The sequence below is a fragment of the Acidobacteriota bacterium genome (assembly GCA_040754075.1).
Classification (GTDB): domain Bacteria; phylum Acidobacteriota; class Blastocatellia; order UBA7656; family UBA7656; genus JBFMDH01.
This window is the reverse complement of record JBFMDH010000024.1, coordinates 1-20,443: the sequence shown is the minus strand read 5'-3', so window position 1 is coordinate 20,443 and position 20,443 is coordinate 1. Positions and strand designations below refer to the sequence as shown.

15 protein-coding genes are annotated in these 20,443 nt (G+C 46.6%); 11 read left to right on the top strand and 4 right to left on the bottom strand.

Annotated elements, in window-relative coordinates; translation table 11 throughout:
- Positions 1 to 127: 127 nt before the first annotated feature.
- Genes AB1757_22080 through AB1757_22070 form a run of 3 tightly spaced genes read right to left on the bottom strand, consistent with a single transcriptional unit; the run spans position 128 to position 5,887 of the window.
- Positions 128 to 1,159 (bottom strand): hypothetical protein, encoded by a 1,032-nt coding sequence (locus AB1757_22080; GenBank protein MEW6129744.1) that lies wholly within the window; start codon positions 1,157 to 1,159, stop codon positions 128 to 130.
- Between the two features lie 53 nt (positions 1,160 to 1,212).
- Entirely contained in the window at positions 1,213 to 2,658 is a 1,446-nt protein-coding gene (locus tag AB1757_22075) for a DUF1501 domain-containing protein (GenBank protein MEW6129743.1), read from the bottom strand.
- A gap of 58 nt (positions 2,659 to 2,716) precedes the next feature.
- Complete coding sequence (locus tag AB1757_22070; protein MEW6129742.1) at positions 2,717 to 5,887, bottom strand: PSD1 and planctomycete cytochrome C domain-containing protein; 3,171 nt, start codon at positions 5,885 to 5,887, stop codon at positions 2,717 to 2,719.
- A gap of 164 nt (positions 5,888 to 6,051) precedes the next feature.
- Between AB1757_22070 and AB1757_22065 the strand changes: the two genes are divergently transcribed.
- The 11 genes from AB1757_22065 (at position 6,052) to AB1757_22015 (ending at position 18,275) form a co-directional block, all read left to right on the top strand.
- Positions 6,052 to 7,539, top strand: coding sequence for a sodium:solute symporter family protein (locus AB1757_22065; GenBank protein MEW6129741.1), 1,488 nt, complete (start codon positions 6,052 to 6,054; stop codon positions 7,537 to 7,539).
- Complete coding sequence (locus tag AB1757_22060; protein MEW6129740.1) at positions 7,536 to 7,682, top strand: hypothetical protein; 147 nt, start codon at positions 7,536 to 7,538, stop codon at positions 7,680 to 7,682. Before AB1757_22065 ends, AB1757_22060 begins: the two co-directional genes overlap by 4 nt.
- A 7-nt stretch (positions 7,683 to 7,689) precedes the next feature.
- Positions 7,690 to 9,069 carry an ectonucleotide pyrophosphatase/phosphodiesterase gene (locus AB1757_22055; protein MEW6129739.1) on the top strand — a complete coding sequence of 460 codons (1,380 nt, stop codon included), beginning with the start codon at positions 7,690 to 7,692 and terminating at the stop codon, positions 9,067 to 9,069.
- A gap of 28 nt (positions 9,070 to 9,097) precedes the next feature.
- Positions 9,098 to 9,397, top strand: coding sequence for a putative quinol monooxygenase (locus AB1757_22050; GenBank protein MEW6129738.1), 300 nt, complete (start codon positions 9,098 to 9,100; stop codon positions 9,395 to 9,397).
- Positions 9,398 to 9,435: 38 nt separating this feature from the next.
- On the top strand, positions 9,436 to 10,266 hold the full coding sequence (locus AB1757_22045) for a hypothetical protein (protein ID MEW6129737.1): 831 nt from the start codon (positions 9,436 to 9,438) through the stop codon (positions 10,264 to 10,266).
- Positions 10,267 to 10,340: 74 nt separating this feature from the next.
- A complete protein-coding gene (locus AB1757_22040) occupies positions 10,341 to 10,679 on the top strand; it encodes a hypothetical protein (protein MEW6129736.1) in 339 nt (112 codons plus the stop codon).
- The gene (locus AB1757_22035; protein ID MEW6129735.1) at positions 10,676 to 12,055 is read left to right on the top strand and encodes a Gfo/Idh/MocA family oxidoreductase; all 1,380 of its coding nucleotides are present in this window, start codon (positions 10,676 to 10,678) and stop codon (positions 12,053 to 12,055) included. The genes AB1757_22040 and AB1757_22035 overlap by 4 nt, the downstream gene beginning before the upstream one ends.
- Positions 12,056 to 12,088: 33 nt before the next feature.
- Complete coding sequence (locus AB1757_22030) at positions 12,089 to 15,277, top strand: DUF1553 domain-containing protein (GenBank protein MEW6129734.1); 3,189 nt, start codon at positions 12,089 to 12,091, stop codon at positions 15,275 to 15,277.
- A 4-nt stretch (positions 15,278 to 15,281) separates the two neighbouring features.
- Positions 15,282 to 15,632: a four helix bundle protein gene (locus AB1757_22025; protein MEW6129733.1), complete on the top strand. Its 351-nt coding sequence runs from the start codon at positions 15,282 to 15,284 to the stop codon at positions 15,630 to 15,632.
- 152 nt (positions 15,633 to 15,784) lie between these two features.
- Positions 15,785 to 17,251, top strand: coding sequence for a DUF1501 domain-containing protein (locus AB1757_22020; protein MEW6129732.1), 1,467 nt, complete (start codon positions 15,785 to 15,787; stop codon positions 17,249 to 17,251).
- Positions 17,252 to 17,315: 64 nt separating this feature from the next.
- Entirely contained in the window at positions 17,316 to 18,275 is a 960-nt protein-coding gene (locus AB1757_22015; protein ID MEW6129731.1) for an MBL fold metallo-hydrolase, read from the top strand.
- 90 nt (positions 18,276 to 18,365) lie between these two features.
- Here AB1757_22015 and AB1757_22010 read toward each other — a convergent pair whose 3' ends face one another.
- The gene (locus tag AB1757_22010) at positions 18,366 to 20,237 is read right to left on the bottom strand and encodes a trypsin-like peptidase domain-containing protein (GenBank protein ID MEW6129730.1); all 1,872 of its coding nucleotides are present in this window, start codon (positions 20,235 to 20,237) and stop codon (positions 18,366 to 18,368) included.
- Between the last annotated feature and the right edge of the window lie 206 nt (positions 20,238 to 20,443).

Here is a 20,443-nt window from a genome sequence, read left to right as displayed (position 1 = left end):
GTGATAGCACAAGGCAATCCACTAATGTTTTGTGCGAAAAAACAGAAATACCATAATTTAAACGATATGAGCAATGGACGGTTTCGCCTGAAACAATTTTTTACAACTAATTTTCAATTTTTGATGGTCATTTCAAGCGTTTCAATTTGGAAACTCTCCCGGTCGAAAGCCACTCGGCAACATAGAGATTTCCTTGTGTATCCCAGCGCACACAATGGGGAGAGATAAATTGTCCGTCTTTCCATTTGTCCGGCAAAACCGGGTTTTGCCCGCGTAATTTCGGGTCTTGATTATCGCCTAAGTGAGTTACCACGCGATTATTTTTATCAATTATCGTCACACGCCCTTCGAGGTCAGCGATGACAATGTCGCCGCCGCGTTGATGGAAATTACTCGGCAATCGCAGGTCTTCCGTGACCATGCTTAAATATTTTCCATCAAGCGAAAAAAATTGCAGTCGATGATTGGCGCGGTCTGCGACCAGAACTCTTGGGGTCTTTTCACGGGTATCGACCCAGATGCCATGCGGTTGACGCAGTTGACCTGCATCTTTTCCAGCGCCACCCCAACTGCGAACATATTCGGCTTTCGAGTTGTAATGATGAACGTAGGATTTGCCATAGCCATCGGTCACATAAAAATCGCCATTCGGGGCAAAGGCAATTCCCGTCGGTTTGAACTCATCGGCTTTTTGATAAACACCCGATTCTTTCGGATAATCTTTCACCCATACGATTTCGCCTTCCAAAGTGCATTTGGCGAATTGATGGCGATTGAAATGCGTCAGGTAAACATATTCGGTTTTACCTTCTTTGAATAAAGCCATGCCGTGTGTGCCGTTTTGCCATTCCTTGCCCCAGGCTTTGATAAAGTTACCGTTGGCATCAAAGATCATGATGGCGTTTTCCGAATCGGTGTTCATCAACACACGTCCTTTGCCGTCAATTACCACTGCGCCATGTGTGTTGCCGAATTTCATGCCTTCGGGAAGTTTCGCCCAATTCGGAATCCATTCATAGCGATGATTGCCGCTTCCAAGAATGATTGGTGAAGCGGAGGGTTTAGCCAGGAATCGAGGCGCGAGAGTCGAGATGGTTAAGGTTGCGGATAATCCGAATAAAAAATTTCGCCGGGTCGGCATATTGGAATTTGAAAACATTTTTCCTCGCTTAATAACTATTTTGTCAGGTTGTAGTTTGGTTGCGGTTATTTTCAAGCAAGTAATTTTTGCATCACCTTGCCGCTCACATCGGTTAAGCGAAAATCACGACCTTGAAATTTGTATGTCAGTTTCGTGTGGTCGATTCCCATTAAATGCAAAATCGTGGCGTGCAAATCGTGAACTTCGACGGCATCTTCGACAGGGTGATAGCCGAGGTCGTCGGTTTGTCCATAGGTCACTCCGGGTTTTATTCCACCCCCAGCCATCCACATTGAAAAGGCTTTAGGATGATGGTCGCGCCCCAGATATTTTGAACCTTGCCGCTCTTCATTCATTGGCGTTCTGCCAAACTCGCCACCCCATACCACCAATGTTGAATCGAACAAGCCCTGTTGCTTTAAATCGTTGATTAACGCTGCGGCGGCTCGGTCCACCTGACGGCAAAGCGTCGGCAGGGAATTGACCAAATCATCGCCTCTTCCGGTTCCGTGATGATCCCAACCGCGATGATAGAGTTGAACGAAGCGAACGCCACGTTGCACCAGCCTTCTCGCCAACAGACAGTTATTTGCAAAAGACGATTTGCCGGGTTCAGTGCCATACATTTCATGTATGTGTTTCGGTTCGCTGTTGATGTCTGTAAGTGAAGGCACGCTCGATTGCATGCGATAAGCCATTTCATAAGCCGCGATTCGGGTGGCGATTTCCGGGTCGCCAATTTCTGCACTATGGATTTGATTTAAATCTTTCAAAGCGTCCAATGATGCGCGACGGGTTTCCGAAGTCATGCCATCGGGATTGGTAACGAACAGCACCGGTTCGCCTTGTCGACGAAACTCTACGCCTTGATAGTAGGTCGGTAAAAAGCCGCTACTCCAACAGGATTTTCCGCCGTCGGGGTTGCTTGCGCCCGATAGCAAAACCACGAATCCCGGCAACTCCTGACTTTCGGTTCCCAGTCCATACGAAAGCCATGCGCCCATACTCGGTCGCCCGACGATTTGATGACCGCTATTCATGAAAATCTGTGCCGGGGCATGATTGAATTGGGTGGTGTGAACCGTGCGAATGATGGATATATCATCAGCAACGCCGGCAAGCTGCGGTAAGAGTTCAGAAATTTCCGCGCCTGAGTTGCCATGTTTTTTGAAAGCATATGGTGAACCCAGTAGCTTGGGCGTTCCTTTAATGAAGGCGAATCGTTCGCCTTTAATAAACTCTTCGGGAATGCTTTGCCCGTCATATTTATTGAGATTTGGTTTGTAATCGAATAAATCCAACTGCGATGGCGCGCCTGCCATAAACAGATAAATGATGCTCCTGGCTTTTGCTTTAAAATGCGGGCTTCGCGGGGCAAAGGGATTCGTGTTGGATTGACCGGCAAATATATTTTCGTTGAGCAGCGAAGCGAGCGCCATTCCACCAATGCCCAAACCCGACTGCTTAAAAAAATGGCGGCGAGTAATTTGTTTTAAACTGTATTGTTCATTAGCCATTGTATCCACCGAAACCCATCAAGCATTTTTTAAGACGACCACAAAAAATGAAATCAAGCTACTCTTTGGTTAAGGTCTCATCCAGATTCAACAAGACATTGGCGACAATCGTCATTGCCGCAAGTTCGGGAATTTGGTTGTCACTCAAACCCGCAACTTGCTCTTTCAATAAATTTTTTGCGCTTTGAATATCTTGGGAATATTTCAATACCTGTTGTTCATAAAGCCCGATTAAGCGATTGACCTCCTGCTCACTCGGTTTGCGAGAGGTGCATAACCTGAATCCAAAAGTTATTTTTTCCTTTATTGCTGATTGAGATGAATGAACCATTCTTTGTGCCAAGGCTCTCGCGGCGATAAAAAATGCTTCATCATTTAATGTCGTCAACGCCTGAAGCGGGGTGTTGGTTCGCACTCTTCTCACTGTACAAAACTCACGACTCGGCGCATCAAAACTCACCATACTCGGATATGGCGCGGTGCGACGAACGAAGGTGTAAAGCCCACGCCGAAATTTATCGCCGCCTTCACTGATAATCCAACGATCCCGGTTATAGGGATTGTCCCAGATGCCTTCGGGTTGATATGGGAAAACGCTTTCGCCGCCAACTTTGGGATTTAAAAGTCCGCTGGTTGCCAGTGTGACATCGCGTATCATTTCGGCTTCCAGGCGAAAGCGCGCGCCTCTGGCAAGCAATCGATTATACGGGTCGCGCGCGGTCAACTCCGGGTTTATTTTTGAAGTTTGACGATAAGTCGACGAGGTCACAATCATTCGCAAAAAAGCTTTAACACGCCAGGTTTTCATGAACTCCGAAGCGAGCCAGTCAAGTAATTCGGGGTGCGTGGGACGTTCCCCCTGCGTGCCAAAATCTTCGCTGGTTTCAACCATGCCGTGTCCGAAAATCTGTTCCCAAAACCGATTAACCGTCACTCTCGCAACCAAAGGGTTTTCTTTACTCACCAACCAACGCGCCAGCCCTAAACGATTGGGCATTTGATCTTGTGGAAGCGGGGGGAGCGAAGCCGGTGTGTCGGCAAATACTTTTTCGCCTTTATTGGTGAAACTGCCTTTTATGCGAATGAACGTCGATGGGCGTTCAAAGGTTGGTTTTTCACCGAGAATTTCAGCGGTTGGGATATTGAGTTTATCGACCGTGCTTTTTAATTCCGAAAGCAGTTTTCGCTCTTTATCCAACAGCGGTGTCATTCCGCGATAATAATCACTCAGTTGTTTCTGTTGTTCAGTTGTTCGTGAATCGCTGGCGATTTGAATAATCGGGCGCAATTTACCATGAATGTTTACCACACTTGTCGGATTGTTCGAGGCAGTGACGGACAATCTGAATTTACCCAGCAGTAATTTATTCGACGGATGAGACTGGCGTATCTTTATTTCAAGATTGGTGAGTGAAGAATTTCCAAATGGCTTTTCGGCAACCAGTACCAATTGCCTGGGGAGTCGCAGGTTTTCATTCGTCTGGTCGATCAACCAACCACTTGAGGTATTCAACAAGACAGCCGTGGCATTCCCATCATCTGCTTTCGCGTTATTGAATTTGATTTTTTGAGGGCTTGAACCATCATTCGGAGTCACTGCCATTTCTATGGATTGAATGGCAAACCCTCCGTATGGATCACAACCCGGTCCTCCTCTTGGCAAACCGGCATCCGGTAAGGCTTCAAGCCTGAGCGCAGTGAGGTTCGATAAACTGGTCGTCGCCTTGATGACATACTCATCGCGATTGGCAAATGGCGCGGTCGCGAGAATCGTCTTGTCGGTTGATTTGCTTAGCTTCGTACCGTTGGTCGTCAAAACCGAAGTGATTTCCAAAGGAACCCAAGCCTTTTCTGCGTCACGAACTTCACGCTCCCATTCGCTCTGTTGTTGAATCAGCTCCGGTGTGCTGGTTTTTAAATTGTTTTCAACCTTTTTGATTTCTTCTTCAATGGCTTTTTTGCGGGCTTCCTGTTCGGTTGTTGCAAGATAGAGTTTCGGTTCAATTGCCCAACGCTCTAAAGGATTGCCTTCAAAGTGGTATTGGTTGTTATCAAAAAACGCCATGAAGCGATAGAAATCTTTTTGGGTGAATGGGTCATATTTATGATTGTGACATTGCGCGCAACCGAGTGTCGTACCCAACCAGACGGTTGAAGTGGTGTTGACGCGGTCGATTAAAACTTCAAAGCGGGCTTCTTCCGGGTCAACGCCGCCTTCCTGATTGAGCAAAGTATTGCGATGAAATCCAGTAGCGATTTTCTGGTCAATGGTTGCATCGGGCAGCATATCTCCGGCGATTTGTTCGATAGTAAACTGGTCGAAAGGTTTATCTTCATTAAAGCTGCGAATCACCCAGTCGCGATATTTCCACATCACCCGGCGATTATCTTTTTCATAACCATTGGTGTCGGCATAGCGCGCCAAATCCAGCCAGTGACGCGCCAGGCGTTCGCCGTAATGTTCGGAGGCGAGCAACTGGTCAACTACTTTTTCATAAGCGGTCGCGCTGGTGTCGGCTAAAAAATCATCAACCGCTTTGGGCGAAGGGGGCAATCCGATTAAATCGAGATAGAGTCGGCGAATCAAGGTTTCTTTGTTGGCTTCGGGTGAGGGCTTCAAGCCTTCTTTCTCTAAACGTGACAGGATGAAATTATCAATCGGGTTGCGAATCCATTGCTTATTTAACACCTCGGGAACTTTCGGTTGTACGGGTTTCACATATGCCCAATGCTTATTGATTGCGGATTGCGGATTGCGGATTGTGGATTGCGATTCACCATCAGAGTGGTTGAGGGGTCTGGGCTGATTCATGGGGTTCCAGTTTGCGCCTTCATCAATCCACCGACGGATTTTGTTGATTTGTAAATTCGAGAGCGGCGCGCTTCCCATCGGCATACGCGCTTCATCTTTTAACCCCAGAATTCGTTGCAGCAGACGGCTTTCACTGGCTTTTCCCGGAATAATGACTGCGCCGGAAATGCCCCCGTTCATCGCAGCGGTGGCGTCATCAAGCCTGAGTCCGCCCATCGCTTTTTTGGCGCTATGGCAAGCCAGACAATGGCGCTCAAATATCGGCTTGATGTCGCGGTTGAAATCAATGGCGGGCGAACTTTTCGTTTGTGAAAAGGTTGTATAAATCGAAAGCGGAATTGCCAACAAACAAATAACCTGTTTGATGAAATTGGTTTGAAGGCTTTTGGAATATGGTATTTTCACTCTGCTCATCATTTCAATTTCTCGTTGCCAACTCTTATCACGAACTTTTATAGACTGCAATAATATTGGAGAGTTTTACGGTTGACAATAGAGATGCCATCAAAGAAACTTTTGAGCCTTCAACAAAAATGATTCACCTTTGATTTTTTATTCGCAGCACCTTGAAAGGAATTGTAATGTCGCGTTTCAACTGGCTGTTGGACGGTAGCATCGTCGGTCTTTATCTCCTCGTTACAATGGTCGCTGGGCTTTGGGTTCGCAAATACGTCGGTAAAGTCGAGCATTTCCTGGTCGCCGGTCGCGAAATGGATGTCTACCTCGGCATCGCTTCACTTGCCGCTACGGAATTCGGCATCGTCACCTGCATGTACACGGCGCAGAATGGCTATGAAAAAGGCTTTGCGGGAGCAACCCCCGGAATTTTGATGGCGCTTGCAATGTTGGTGATTGGCGTGACCGGGTTTTGTATCAAGCCATTGCGCGATTCAGGAGTAATTACGATTCCCGAATTGATTGAAAAACAGTTCGGGCAACGCATTCGCTGGGCAGCAGGTGTGGTCATTGTGCTTGGCGGTCTTTTAAATATGGGAGTTTTTTTACGAACCGGCGGACAATTTCTCGTACTGGTTGCCGGGTTGGATGTTCGCTATCTCGAAATCATGATGACGGTGTTATTAATCGGGGTTGCGGTCTACACAATTTTAGGCGGCATGCTTTCGGTTTTAATCACCGACTTTTTGCAGTTCGTAGTGATGAGCGCCGGGTTGATTATCGTGACGATTTTAATTTTGGTGAATATCGGTTGGGATAAACTGGTCGCAACCGTTGAAACCGAATATGGCGCGGGAGGTTTTAATCCCTTTGTCAATTCAACAATGGGTTGGGAATATGTGCTGTTCAATGCGTTGTTGAACACCGCAGCGGTTTTAACCTGGCAGACAACGATTGCCAGAGTGCTTGCCGCCAAAGATTCCGAGACCGGAAAGAAAATTTATACGCGAACCAGTTTCTTTTTCGTCTGTCGCTTTTTAATTCCGGGCATCTGGGGCATTGCGGCGCTTGCAACAAACGTGATGTTTTCCGATAACCTTGGCGAGCCAATCAATACACTGGAAGCGATGCCGAGATTTCTCTCGACCTTTGTACCGGCAGGACTGATGGGAATTTTAATTGCGGCGATGCTTGCTGCCGATATGTCTACGGATTCATCTTATATGCTCACCTGGGGAAGCGTGATTTATAACGACATTATGGCTCCCTTTAGAAAAACCAGATGGAGCGAAAAAAAAGGTTTATTCTGGAACCGTTCGATAGTCGCAATTATCGGAATTTTCCTTTTACTTTACGGATTATGGTATCCCTTGAAAGGGGATTTGTGGACATATTTGGGAGTGACCGGCACGATTTACCTGGCAAGCATTTCGGTATTACTGATTGCCTCCTGCTATTGGAAACGCGCCAATAATTGGGGCGCGGCGGCTTCGATTTTCGTCAGTGCGGCTTTGCCCATCACTTATCTGGTAATCGAACAACTCCCATCAACCATTGATTTGGCAAAACGCATCGGCCCGTATTATTCGGGGATTGCGGCTTATGTAGCATCGGCTGTGGCGATGGTCATCGGTTCATTATTAAAACCTCAAGCGAAGGAGGCGAGTCAATGAATCATTGGTTCTGGTGGGCAGTCACGATGGCGTGTGTGGTCTGGTATTTGACGATTACCGTCTATGTGGCAATCAAAGGTGTAGCGGACATAAAACACATGCTGGCGCGTTTATCTAAAAATCAGGCGGATGAACATGAATAAATCTTTTATGCAAAGAACTCTTCTTTGTCTTTTAATTCTAAATTTAATTTTCGGAATAAGTTTTCAATCCACCTTGGCGCAACAACGGACGAAGGCGAAAATCCCGGTTGTCCTGCTCTCGATTGATGGAATGAAACCCGATTATATTCTCGAAGCCGATAAACTCGGTCTGAAAATTCCCAACCTTCGCCGTCTGGTTAAAGAGGGCGCATTTGCAACCGGCGTCAAAGGCATGATGCCAACCGTCACCTATCCGAGTCATACGACGATGGTGACAGGTGTCGCTCCTGCGCGGCATGGGATTTATGCGAACTCGCCTTTCGACCCGTTTAGCAAAAATCAAGGTGGCTGGATGTGGTATGCCGAAGACATCAAAGCCCTGACGCTCTGGGAAGCGGTCAACCATGCGGGAATGAAAAGTTCAAGCGTGGATTGGCCGGTGACGGTCGGCGCAAACATCACCTTTAACATCGCGCAAATCTGGCGCGCTTCGACCGCCGAAGACCGGAAACTGTTGCGCGCCGTTTCAACCAAAGGGTTACTGACCGAAGTTGAAAAAGCCGTAGGCAATTATCCCGAAGGTTACGATTATTCAATCAAAGCCGAACGCCAACGCTCAGCCATTAACAGCTACATTCTGGAAAATAAAAAGCCGAATTTTCATACGGGATATTTTTCGGCGCTTGATGAAGAGCAGCATTCACATGGTCCCTACAGTAAAGAAACCTATCAAACCCTTGAAGAACTTGACGAACTCATTGGCAACGTTCGCGCTTCGGCTGAAAAAGCCGGAAATGGGCGTGCCTATTTTTGCGTGGTATCAGACCACGGCTTTTTTAAATTGAATAAAGAGGTGCGGTTGAATTTCGCTTTGCGCGAAGCCGGGCTGATTGAATTGGATGAGAAAGGGAAGTTGAAATCGTGGCGGGCGATTATCTGGAATTCGGGAGCGACTTCGGCGGTGATTTTAAAAGACCCGAATGATAGGGAAACGAAAAATAAAGTGCGCGACATTTTAACCCGCCTGGTCGCCGACGAAAAAAGCGGTGTTTACAAGTTTTTTGAAGGCGAAGAACTCAACCAGACCGGCGGCTTTCCGAATGCGGCATTCATCGTTTGCACCAAGCCCGAACATTACATCAGCGGCAATTTTGAAGGACCGATAACCGTTGGTCGCCTTCCCGGAGGAGGACATGGATTCCTTGCCGATTTTCCCGAAATGAATTCGGCATTCTTTATTGTGGGACCCGGCATTCAAGCGGGGAAAAATCTCGGTGTTATCGATATGCGCGACATTGCGCCTACGCTTGCGAGTTTGCTTGGTGTTAAACTCCCCAATGCCGAAGGGCGAAATGTTCTGCTCATAAACCGTTCAGCAAAACCTTAATTTCAAATTTATTGAAGGAGCGATTTTCATGTCGGATGAAAAGGTAATTATTTTAGGTATGGCGGAAGTTAAACCGGAACACATTGAAGATTTCAAAAAAGTTGGACTCGAACTGGTCGCTGCCAGTCGCACGGAAGCCGCCTGCATCAGTTACGATTGCCATCAATCAAAAGAATCGCCCAACAAATTCATGTTTTATGAAGTCTGGGCAAATCAGGACGGCATCGACACACATTTCAAGATGCCTCACACGCAGGAACTCTTCGGCAAAGCGCAGACTTTTTTAGTAAACCCGCCAAGCATTACGTTCTGGACAAAACTGAGCTGAAACGAAAAGTAGAAGTATAGAGATATAGAAGAGCAGACATGGAATCTAAAGAAGTTTGCATCCAAAAATATGAAGCGTTTAAAAAAGAATACGGGCGCATTCCCAAATATAAGGAATTTTTGGAGTATGCGGGTTTCCACTCGCGAGGTTTAATCAAAATTTTTGGAGAAGATGCTTATTCAAAGCTACAAATAGCGTGTGGCGATACCGCCAATAAATTGAGCCTTGAAAGAACGCCGCGAGAAAAGATCATGCGACAATATGGCGATCTTGTTTTAGAACTGGGGAAGTTGCCTTCCTCTTCCACTTGGATTCATCGCGATCTTAAACCTGGCATTGAAGGGTTAGCGAAAGAGCCGCATAGCATCAAATGGAGCGACTTTCCAGAGAAATTTGAAGAGTGGGTTAAAGAAACAAAATTTAAGGGTTATGAAAGTGTTTTGGAACTAATCAAGGAGGCAATTTCAAAGAAAAAGCCAAGAACGGAAAAAATAGACCAAGAATTTGAAGAACTGATAAAAGTAATAAGATTATGGTCGCCCGCAAGACGAAGAAATAGTGAGGGAGAGTATAAGATTGAATTGAGAAAGCATTTGGAGTCTTTGGAATTTTCCCTCAACGAAGAATTTGGTGAAAGTAATTTTGATCTATTAGTGAAGAAAAAGTACGCGATTGAAATTAAAAAAGCTCCAAACCTAAGTGAGTACGATAGATTATTTGGTCAATTAGCCAGACATCTTCAGCATCAGCCGAATATTATTGCATTGATCATGGATGCTCCAAGCGAAGACAAATTTGAAAACTTCGTTTTGTTGGTAGATACCTATTTGAATCAGGATAGCAAACTTATAGAGGTTGTTAAGAAATAATAGCCGGTCAAACCTTCGGTCAGGATACAAGTGCATTGACTTGATTATGTGGAGTTTTAATTAGGAGTAGAAAGATGGACGAATTGACGCGACGACAGATTTTAAAATCGATGGCAGTTGCCGGAGCGGTTGCCGGTATGCCCAATGTGACGGATGCTCAGGTAACTGCCGAGAGAAATGAAGACGAGAAGAAACTGGATCGCCAACGGGTGATTGCTTGCGGGATGACCGAAGCCGAAGCGGATTGTTGGGAAGCGGTCGCCGAAGCCGCAGGCAAATTTTTCCGGTTGCCCAAACTGCATCCGACCGATGCCGATGAAGTAGCGCAGGCAATTCATATTATTCAGTACAAACTCCTCAGTCGTCCCACCTATCGCAAATATCTGGAGTTGGCAAAAGGACAGAAGAAATGAAAAAGAAGGAATCGAATTTGTCGCGCAGAGATTTATTGAAATCCGCCGCCGTTGCAGGCGCAGGAATGAGCCTCGCGGGAATTTTCCCTGACCATGCCAAAGGCAATGCGATTGAATTTCTAACTGAACCGCCAGCCAATAATAAAACCATGATTGGTGTGCCGTTTGAAAAACGCGACAAAGTGCGAATCGCGATTGTCGGCACAGGGCTTCGCGGGCGCAGCGTGCTCGGAGAACTACTGGCGGTAGAAAATGTCGAAATCACCGCGCTCTGTGACAATGTCAAAGAGAAATGTCAAAAAGCCGTTGATATGGTCACCAAAGCCGGAAAGCCAGCGCCGGCAATGTATACCAACGGCGATACCGATTTTGAAAATCTTTGCAAACGCGAGGATATTGATTTTGTTTACACGGCGACACCCTGGGAATGGCATGTCCCGGTGATGTTATCGGCAATGAATAACGGACATCATTGCGGCACAGAAGTCCCTGCGGCTTACACGTTGGAAGAGTGTTGGAAACTGGTTGAAACCTCAGAAAAAAACCGACGCCATTGCATGATTATGGAGAACTGTTGTTATGACTACAGTGAAACCATCGTTTTGAATATGGTACGCGAAGGCTTGCTCGGCGAGTTGATTCACGGCGAATGCGCTTATAATCATGACCTGCGCGGCATTCTGTTCGAGAAAAAAGATGAAGGGTTGTGGCGCAGACGCCATCACACCTTGCGGGACGCCAATTTGTACACTACGCATGGATTGGGTCCGGTCGCCAATTATATGAATATCAATCGCGGTGAACGGTTAGAGACGATGGTGGCAATGAGTTCGGTGCATCTGGGATTAGAGGCGTTTCGCAAAGAAAATCTCGCGGCAGATGACCCGCGCCAGAAAGAGGTTTACAAAACCGGAGATTATCACACGGCTTTGATTAAAACCGCTTCGGGGCGAACCATTATGCTGCAACACAATGTCTCGACACCGCGCCCCTATGACCGCATTAACCTGATTCAGGGAACCAAAGGAATTTTCCGCGATTATCCGCCGCGCATTTTTGTTGATGGGCAAAAAGGCGGGCATCGCTGGGCGACCCTTGATGAGTACAAACAGAAATTTGAACACCGGTTGTGGCGCATTGCCGGTGAAGTGGCGCGCAAACTCGGCGGGCACGGCGGCATGGATTACATCATGTGTTACCGTCTGGTTGAATGTTTTCGCGAAGGACTGCCGCCGGATATGGATGTTTATGACGCAGCGACCTGGAGTGTGCCGGGACCACTAAGCGAAATTTCAGTTAAACGCGGCAGCGCGCCCGTAAGATTTCCCGATTTCACACGCGGTAAATGGAAAGCTGCGCGCCCGACGGTAATTTGAAGAATAAAACCATCGCGAAATAATAAGGATGAAATGAAAAGGATTTTTCAACTATTCATTCTCGCTTGTTTGATCAGTATCGGCGTATTTGCCGCTTTGCCGCGAACCTCAGCAAATACCACGACCAATAAGCCGATAGATTTTAATCGTGATGTGCGACCGATTCTTTCGGATAATTGTTTCACCTGTCACGGGCCCGATGATAAAAAACGAATGGCGGAGTTACGCCTTGATACTAAAGAAGGCGTATTTGCAAGCGGCGGGGTGATTGTTTCCGGCAACGCTGCGAAAAGTCGATTGTATCAACGCATTTCTGCAACTGACCTGATGATGCGTATGCCGCCGGTTGATTCGGGGCATAAACTCACAGATGCGCAAATCGAAATCATCCGCCGGTGGATTGATGAAGGCGCGAAATGGGAAATGCACTGGGCATATGTTGTGCCGAAACGACCGGAAATTCCCACAGTTAAAAACCGGCGTTGGGTTAGAAATCCAATTGATAATTTTATTCTCTCAAGGCTCGAAAAAGAGGGCTTGAAACCGTCGATTGAAGCTGACAAAATCACTCTGCTTCGCCGCCTCCATCTGGATTTAACCGGACTTCCACCGACCCTTGAAGACATCGACAAATTCCTTGCTGATCAATCCTCGAATGCTTATGAAAAGGTAGTAGACCAACTTTTAGCATCTGAACATTTTGGCGAACGCATGGCGCTTCCGTGGCTTGATCTGGCGCGTTATGCAGACACCCACGGCTATCACATCGACTCTCACAGGGATATGTGGGTGTGGCGCGACTGGGTGATTCGCAGCTTCAATGAAAACAAACCGTTTGACCAATTTACTATTGAACAACTGGCAGGCGATTTATTGCCCAATGCGACAACCGAACAAAAAATCGCTTCGGGGTTTAATCGCAATCACATGATTAATTTTGAAGGCGGCGCGATTCCCGAAGAGTATCAAACCGAATATGTGGTTGACCGGGTTGAAACCACAGCCAATACCTGGATGGCGATGACTTTGGGGTGTGCCCGTTGTCACAGCCATAAATATGACCCGATTACCCAAAAAGAGTTTTATCAGTTCTTTGCATTTTTTAATTCAGTAAACGAAAAGGGACTGGACGGACAAACCGGCAACGCCATGCCGATTTTGCCATTGCCCTCGGATGAACAAAAAGCCCAATTGGATAAGCTCAATAATGAAATTAAGTTTAGAGAAAATACTTTAACCGATGAAAAGATAAAGCCGCTTCAGGTTGAATGGGAAAAAGCATTCAGAACGACCAAGATGGCTTCGCTCAAACAGGGATTAGTTGCGCATTATAATTTAGAAAATAATTATCTGGATGCGACCGGCAACCAACCCGAAGCCAGGAAAATTCGCGGCGATCCGAATTTCAGCAACGGAATAATTGGAAAATCACTGAGTTTTGACGGCGATTCCGAAGTCAGTTTAATTAATCCGGAGAAATTCAATACCCAACAACCGTTCAATCTCTCTTTCTGGATACGCCCGTCCGGGAATCGCCTGACGCACATCGTTCAAAAACTTGAAAGTGCGGGTAGCCGCAAGGGAATTGAAATTGCGCTTGATGATTTTGCCTTGATTGGCATTCAACATTGGGCAGGAAAAATTGTCGTTACCTTGTCATCATCGGCAAACTCAGCCATTCAAATCCGGTCAACATCGCGGTTGCCGATGAATAGCTGGCAGCATCTCTCAATCAATTTTGATGGGAAAAATTCTGCAAATGGGTTGAAATTATTCATCAACGGGAAACCTGAAAATCTCGACATCATTCAGGATAATTTGAGTGGCACGTTTCAAAACGAAGCGCCATTTTTAATTGGCAATAAGGAGTTGGGCAAACCCTATCGCGGGCAGCTTGATGATTGGCGAATCTATCAACGCCTGTTGAACGAAAGCGAAATCCCGCAACTTGCGCGTGACTATCCGATTCAACAAAGCCTGCTCCGCATCTTCACTAAACCAGCGAAAGAAGAAAGCCAACGAATTCGGGACTATTTTTTAACCTATATCGCGCCCGATACATTAAGAAAGACATTTGCAGAATTGACTGATTTGAAAAAACAACGCGAAGCGTTGAACAAACAAATCAATACGATAATGGTGATGAGCGAGATGGAAAAACCTCGCGAAACCTTCATACTGGGACGCGGCGATTATCGTAATAAAACCGAAAAAGTCAGACCCGGTGTGCCCTCGATATTGCCGCCATTGCCAGGCTGGACTGTACGAAATCGTTTGACCCTGGCGAGATGGTTGGTTGCGCCGTCGAACCCACTGACCGCGCGGGTTACGGTGAACCGATTCTGGCAAATGATATTCGGGCAGGGAATCGTCAAAACCGCAGAAGATTTTGGTTCACAGGGTGAGCCTCCCGTCCATCCAGAATTGCTTGATTGGTTAGCCAATGAATTTATTCAATCGGGTTGGAATGTTAAAGCGATGATGCGAATGCTGGCGACCTCTGCAACCTACAGACAATCATCCAGAGTTACACCTGAACTAATCGAAAAAGACCCGGAGAATCGTTTGCTGGCGCGTGGCGCGCGTTTTCGATTACCGGCAGAGTTTGTGCGTGACAATGCCTTATCCGTAAGTGGATTGTTAAACCAATCAGTTGGTGGTTCGAGCGTTTTTCCTTATCAATCCCCCGGTCTTTGGGAAGAGATGGCTTTCGGAGATGGATTTTCGGCGCAGGAATATAAACAAAGTCACGGCAAAGACCTTTACCGACGAAGTATGTATACCTTCTGGAAACGCACTGTACCGCCGGCATCGCTTGCGACTTTCGATGCGCCTGATAGAGAGAAATGCACCGCGCGGCGGTCAGTTACCAACACACCATTGCAGGCATTGGTGTTGATGAATGACCCGACCTACATCGAAGCCGCGAGAAAACTTGCCGAACGTATATTGAGTGAAGGCGGGGTAACGACGCAAAGCCGAATCGGTTTTGCTTTTCGATTGGCAACCTCGAGAAAACCCTCAGTGAACGAATTGCAAATATTAAATCGGCTTTTGGATGAGCAATTGCAGATTTATAAAAATAATAAAGGGCTTACCGAGTCCCTTTTAAAAATAGGTGAATCCGCAATTGCAATCAAAGTTGAACCGGAAGTTCTGGCTGCCTGGACGATGGTTGCCAGTGCGGTTTTAAATTTGGATGAAACGATTACCAAAGAGTAAAGCGATGGGCGAAAATATTTTGCTTGAGAAATCCTATAAATTTGCGCTTAGAATTGTTCGTCTGTACAAATATCTATGCGAAGAGAAACAGGAATATATTTTAAGCAAGCAAATTTTGATTGCCGGAACTTATGTTGGCGCACATATCAAATCAGCGCAAGAAGCCGAAAGTAAGCTCACTTTTACGAATGAAATGGCTATCGCTTTACGTAAAGCTTCGGAGACGGAGTATTGGCTACAACTTTTGCAGGATGGTGAATACATCGATGGGAAAGCGTTCAATTCAATTCAGGATGATTGTATTGAGTTGAAAAAATTATTGACGACCGTTATCAAGACATCGAAAAGGCAATAGGCTAGAATTCACTCTCCATTATCCATTTTACATTGTCCACTAATGTGCAAAGCCGTGTACTTGAGTTTCGTGCTAAAACTTTTGCAAAACAATGGATAATTGAAAATGAATAATTGAGAATAATCTGTAAAAAGATTAAGTTGCAGGTTTGTATGATTCAGATTAAAGAATTGGCATTGAAATTGACGCGCCGCCAGCTTTTCGGAATGGCGGGTAAAGGCATAGGGGTTGCCGCGCTTGCCGGTTTGTTCAAACAGGAAGGTTGGGCAGTTCAGGATGCAAATCGTGACCCCAAGACCGGCGGACTCCTCGGTTTTCCAAATTTCGCCCCGAAAGCCAGGCGCGTCATCTTTCTGCATCAATCGGGTGGTCCTTCGCAAATCGATACTTTTGATTACAAACCCGCTTTGCAAAAAAATCATGGCAAAGAATTACCGGCATCGGTTCGCATGGGGCAACGCATCACTGGTATGACTTCCGGGCAGAGTTCGCTGCCTTGCGTCAATTCGATGTTCAAGTTTTCACAGCATGGACAAACCGGCACCTGGCTCAGTGAACTGTTGCCGCATACCGCAAAAATCGTTGATGACATCACCATTATTAAAACCGTCAATACCGATGCCATCAATCACGACCCGGCAATCACCTTCATTCAAAGCGGCAGTCAGCAACCCGGTCGTCCGAGCATGGGCGCCTGGGTGAGTTACGGACTTGGAAGCGAGAATCAAAACATTCCCGCCTTTGTGGTTTTACTCTCACAGGCGCAGGCGCTCAATACCGATCAACCGTTGTTTTCACGTTTGTGGGGAAGCGGTTTTTTACCCTCAGCTTATCAGGGGGTGCGGTTTCGTTCAGGCAGCGACCCGGTGCTTTACCTGCAAGACCCGCAGGGAATCAATCGAACCACACGCCGACAGATGCTCGACGCGGTTGTGAAATTGAATAAATTAAATTCTCAAGCTTATGGCGACCCGGAAATCGAAACCCGCATCGCTCAATATGAGATGGCGTATCGCATGCAAACCTCTGTGCCGGAGTTGATGGATTTATCCAAAGAACCGGATTCGACTTTTGAATTATATGGCAGGGATTCGCGAAAGCCCGGAACCTATGCGGCAAATTGTTTACTGGCGCGGCGACTTGCCGAACGTGATGTTCGCTTCATTCAACTCTATCATCGAGGTTGGGATCAACATAATGATTTGCCCAGGGATTTAGCTTTGCAATGTCGCGGCACCGATCAGGCGAGCGCCGCTTTGATTGCTGATTTGAAACAGCGAGGGCTTTTGGATGATACGCTGGTCATTTGGGGCGGCGAGTTTGGGCGAACGGTTTATTGTCAGGGAAAATTAACCGAAAACAATTACGGGCGTGACCACCATCCGCGTTGTTTTGCCATGTGGTTTGCGGGAGGCGGAGTTAAACGCGGATATAGTCTCGGTGAAACCGATGATTTCAGTTATAACGTAGTTCGTGACCCGGTTCATGTTCATGATTTACAGGCAACCATCATGCATTGCCTGGGGATTGACCACAAACAATTGACTTTTAAATTTCAAGGACGCCATTTCCGCTTGACCGATGTTCATGGTGAAGTCGTGGAAAAAATTCTCGCCTGAATTTTTTGTATTGATGCGACCGTTGATTGCCTTGCGGCAATTATTTGATTGAAGGAGTAAATGATTGAATAAGCCATTAGCAGGAATGCAGCTCGAAGAAATCGGCAAAGATGTTTATGCCTGTTTGCAAGAGGATAAGGGATTAGGCTACAGCAACTCCGGTTTTATCAATCGCGGGGGCGGTCTGGTCGTGGATACCTTCTGGGATTTACCACATACCAGAGAACTCATCGAAAATTATAAACGGGTTCAGCGTCAGTCGATCAAACGTGTGGTCAATACCCATAGTAATGGCGATCATTGCTGGGGTAATCAGCTTTTTGAAGGTGCCGAGTTAATCGGTCACCGGCGTTGCCCTGAGTTAATGCAACGCGAAAGTCCGCAGACATTGCAGGGTTTAAGAAACGCAACCGGAAGTCCAGACCCAGCCATTGCCTCGATGGCAAAGAAATTATCCGAATGGAATTTTGAAGGGGTAGAACTAACGCCGCCAAACACCTTGTTCGATGAGCGGTTGGATTTAAATTTGGATGGGCTCCCGGTTCAATTAATTTATGTGGGACCGGCGCATACTTCGGGCGATGTGATTGTGCATTTACCTGAACAGAGAATCGTATTTGCCGGTGATGTGCTTTTTCGATTTTGTACCCCAATCGGTTGGGATGGCACATTCAATGGATGGGTGAAGGCATTGGATTTTATCAGTAAACTTGAACCTGAAGTGATTGTGCCGGGGCACGGGCAGATGTGCGGTGTTGAAGGGATCACGGAAATGAAAGAATACCTGTTGTACGTCCTTCACGAATCCCGTTATTGGTTTGACCGAGGGGTAACGATTTTTGAAGCGGCGAAGAAAATTGATTTAGGAAAATATGCCGGATGGAATGAACCGCAGCGAATTATATTTAATGTTGAAAGGGCATATCGAGAATTTCGTGACCTATCATTTGATCAGGCAGAGGAGGCGATTTCGCTTTTCCGTGGAATGTATGAACTGGAAATGCAGTACAACCGGAATGGTTGATTTGCTCTATCGTTGCACGCAAAACTTGAATGCCGCCGCATAAAAAAGCCTCGTGATTTACGAGGCTTTTGGGTAAATAGGAGAAAAGAATTAATCGAGCGGAATTCTTAAATAAAATATCTGACCGTTTCTTTCGATTTGAATGGCGATTTCCTCGCTTCCTTTAATCGCTTTTTCCGCCTGTAGTACATCGCTCACCGAATTGATTTCAAATTTATCAATGCGATGAATGACATCTCCGTGGCGCAATCCACCATCACCACTTGTCGGGCTACTAGCATCAATGTTATTGACGACCACGCCGGATTTAATTTTGAGGTTTAAACGCGCGGCGATTTCCGGGGTAACGGCTTGAACCGTGATGCCCAACCCCGGCGCAGTGACCTGTTCAGGGCTTTGCGGGGTTGGCGGGTTTGGAGTTTGGGCGCGCGCTTGCTGGGCAGTACGTTCAGCTAACACCACGTTTGCCGATTGGGATTGTTTGTTGCGAATAAAATCGACCTTGCAGGATTTGCCTACCGGTTGCGAGGCAACAGTTTCGGTAAGTTCCGATGGGGTTGTGACCTTTTTTCCTTCAAAGGCGGTGATGATGTCACCGGTTTGCAGTCCGGCTTTTTCCGCAGGCGTATCCGGTATCACTTCGCGCACCAAAACGCCGGAATGCGGTTCAATGCCGTAAGAGTTGGCAATCGCTTCATCAACCTCTTCGGGTCGAACACCTAAAAATCCGCGTGACACTTTGCCGCGTTCAACGATGCTGCTGAAAACATTGCGAACGACGTTTGAGGTGACGGCAAAGCCAATTCCGAGACTTCCGCCCTGACCCATACCGAGTTGTTGCGGAATGATGAAGGAGTTAATGCCGACGACTTCACCGTTCATCGAAATCAACGGGCCACCGGAATTTCCCGGATTAATCGAAGCATCGGTTTGAATAAATTTTCCGAGATTACTGCCAAACTCACGACCTGTGGCGCTGACGATTCCCGCGGTTAAAGTTTGTTGCAAACCGAACGGGCTGCCGAGCGCCAGCACCCAATCACCCTGTTGGACATCATCGGAATTTCCGAGAACCGCGGTTGGCAAATTACTGTCATTTATTTTAATCACTGCCAAATCGGTTTCCGGGTCGGTGCCAATCACCGTAGCTTTGTATTTGCGATTGTCGCTCAAGGTCACATCAATTTTTGAGGCATTTTGCACAACGTGATTATTAGTGATGATGTAGCCGTCATGAGTAACCACGACCCCCGACCCCGCGCTTTGCTGGCGACGCCGTTGTTGGGGCAGTCCAAATTGACCGAACAAACCGGAATCTTCCTCAGATTCTCCGGTAATGCGAATAAAAACGACTGCCGGTTTAATGACTTTGGCAATTTCACGAAATGAATTAGACAGTTCCGTAGGTGAAGGGGCGCTCACTACTTTCGATGAACCGGGGGGTGGTAAAACCGGCGCTTCACCGGTGGGCTTACTTCTAAAAACCGCCAGCGCGATTAGAATCGAACTGAATAACAAACAGGCAATCACTCCCAGAGCAATCCACATGGTTGCCTTTTTTCGCCGAACCGGAATCGGTTCATCAGGAAAGGCAGGAGTTGATTCAACTACTCTAGCCTGATTAAAGGAACCCTGAGCAGATGAAACGTTGTATTGTGCATCGCTATAACCTGACTCATCGTTGAATGTTGGATAATACTGTGGCTGCGAAGGAAATGGCTCGACCGGACGGGGAGCCTGCCCGATGGGGTTTGTAGATTTATTATCAACGTTTGTCCATTCCGTAAACCGAACTTCCTGATTTGCAGGAAGGGTATTGGAAAAATCATTAACCGGTTCAGGAATTTGTTGCCCGGATTCAATCATCGGTTGCGATATATTATTGGTGGGCGTTTCGATATTATTTTGAGTTAAGTCATCCGTGTGGATGAGATTATCCGAATGATTATTGTTGTCTGCCATTTACCCATATCCTTTCTCTGGAAAGCGTTCAGAAATTCAAGATTAACGAAAATTCTAAACCTTATGCAACTGTTGTCTTACAATGGTTCGGACAAAAAATGAGATGAAAAAATAAGCCAATACCGATTAAATGGATGTTTCCAGACACCAGACAATCGGAGATTGGCTTATGACTTTCGTCAACCAGATTTTAGATCAGATGACCA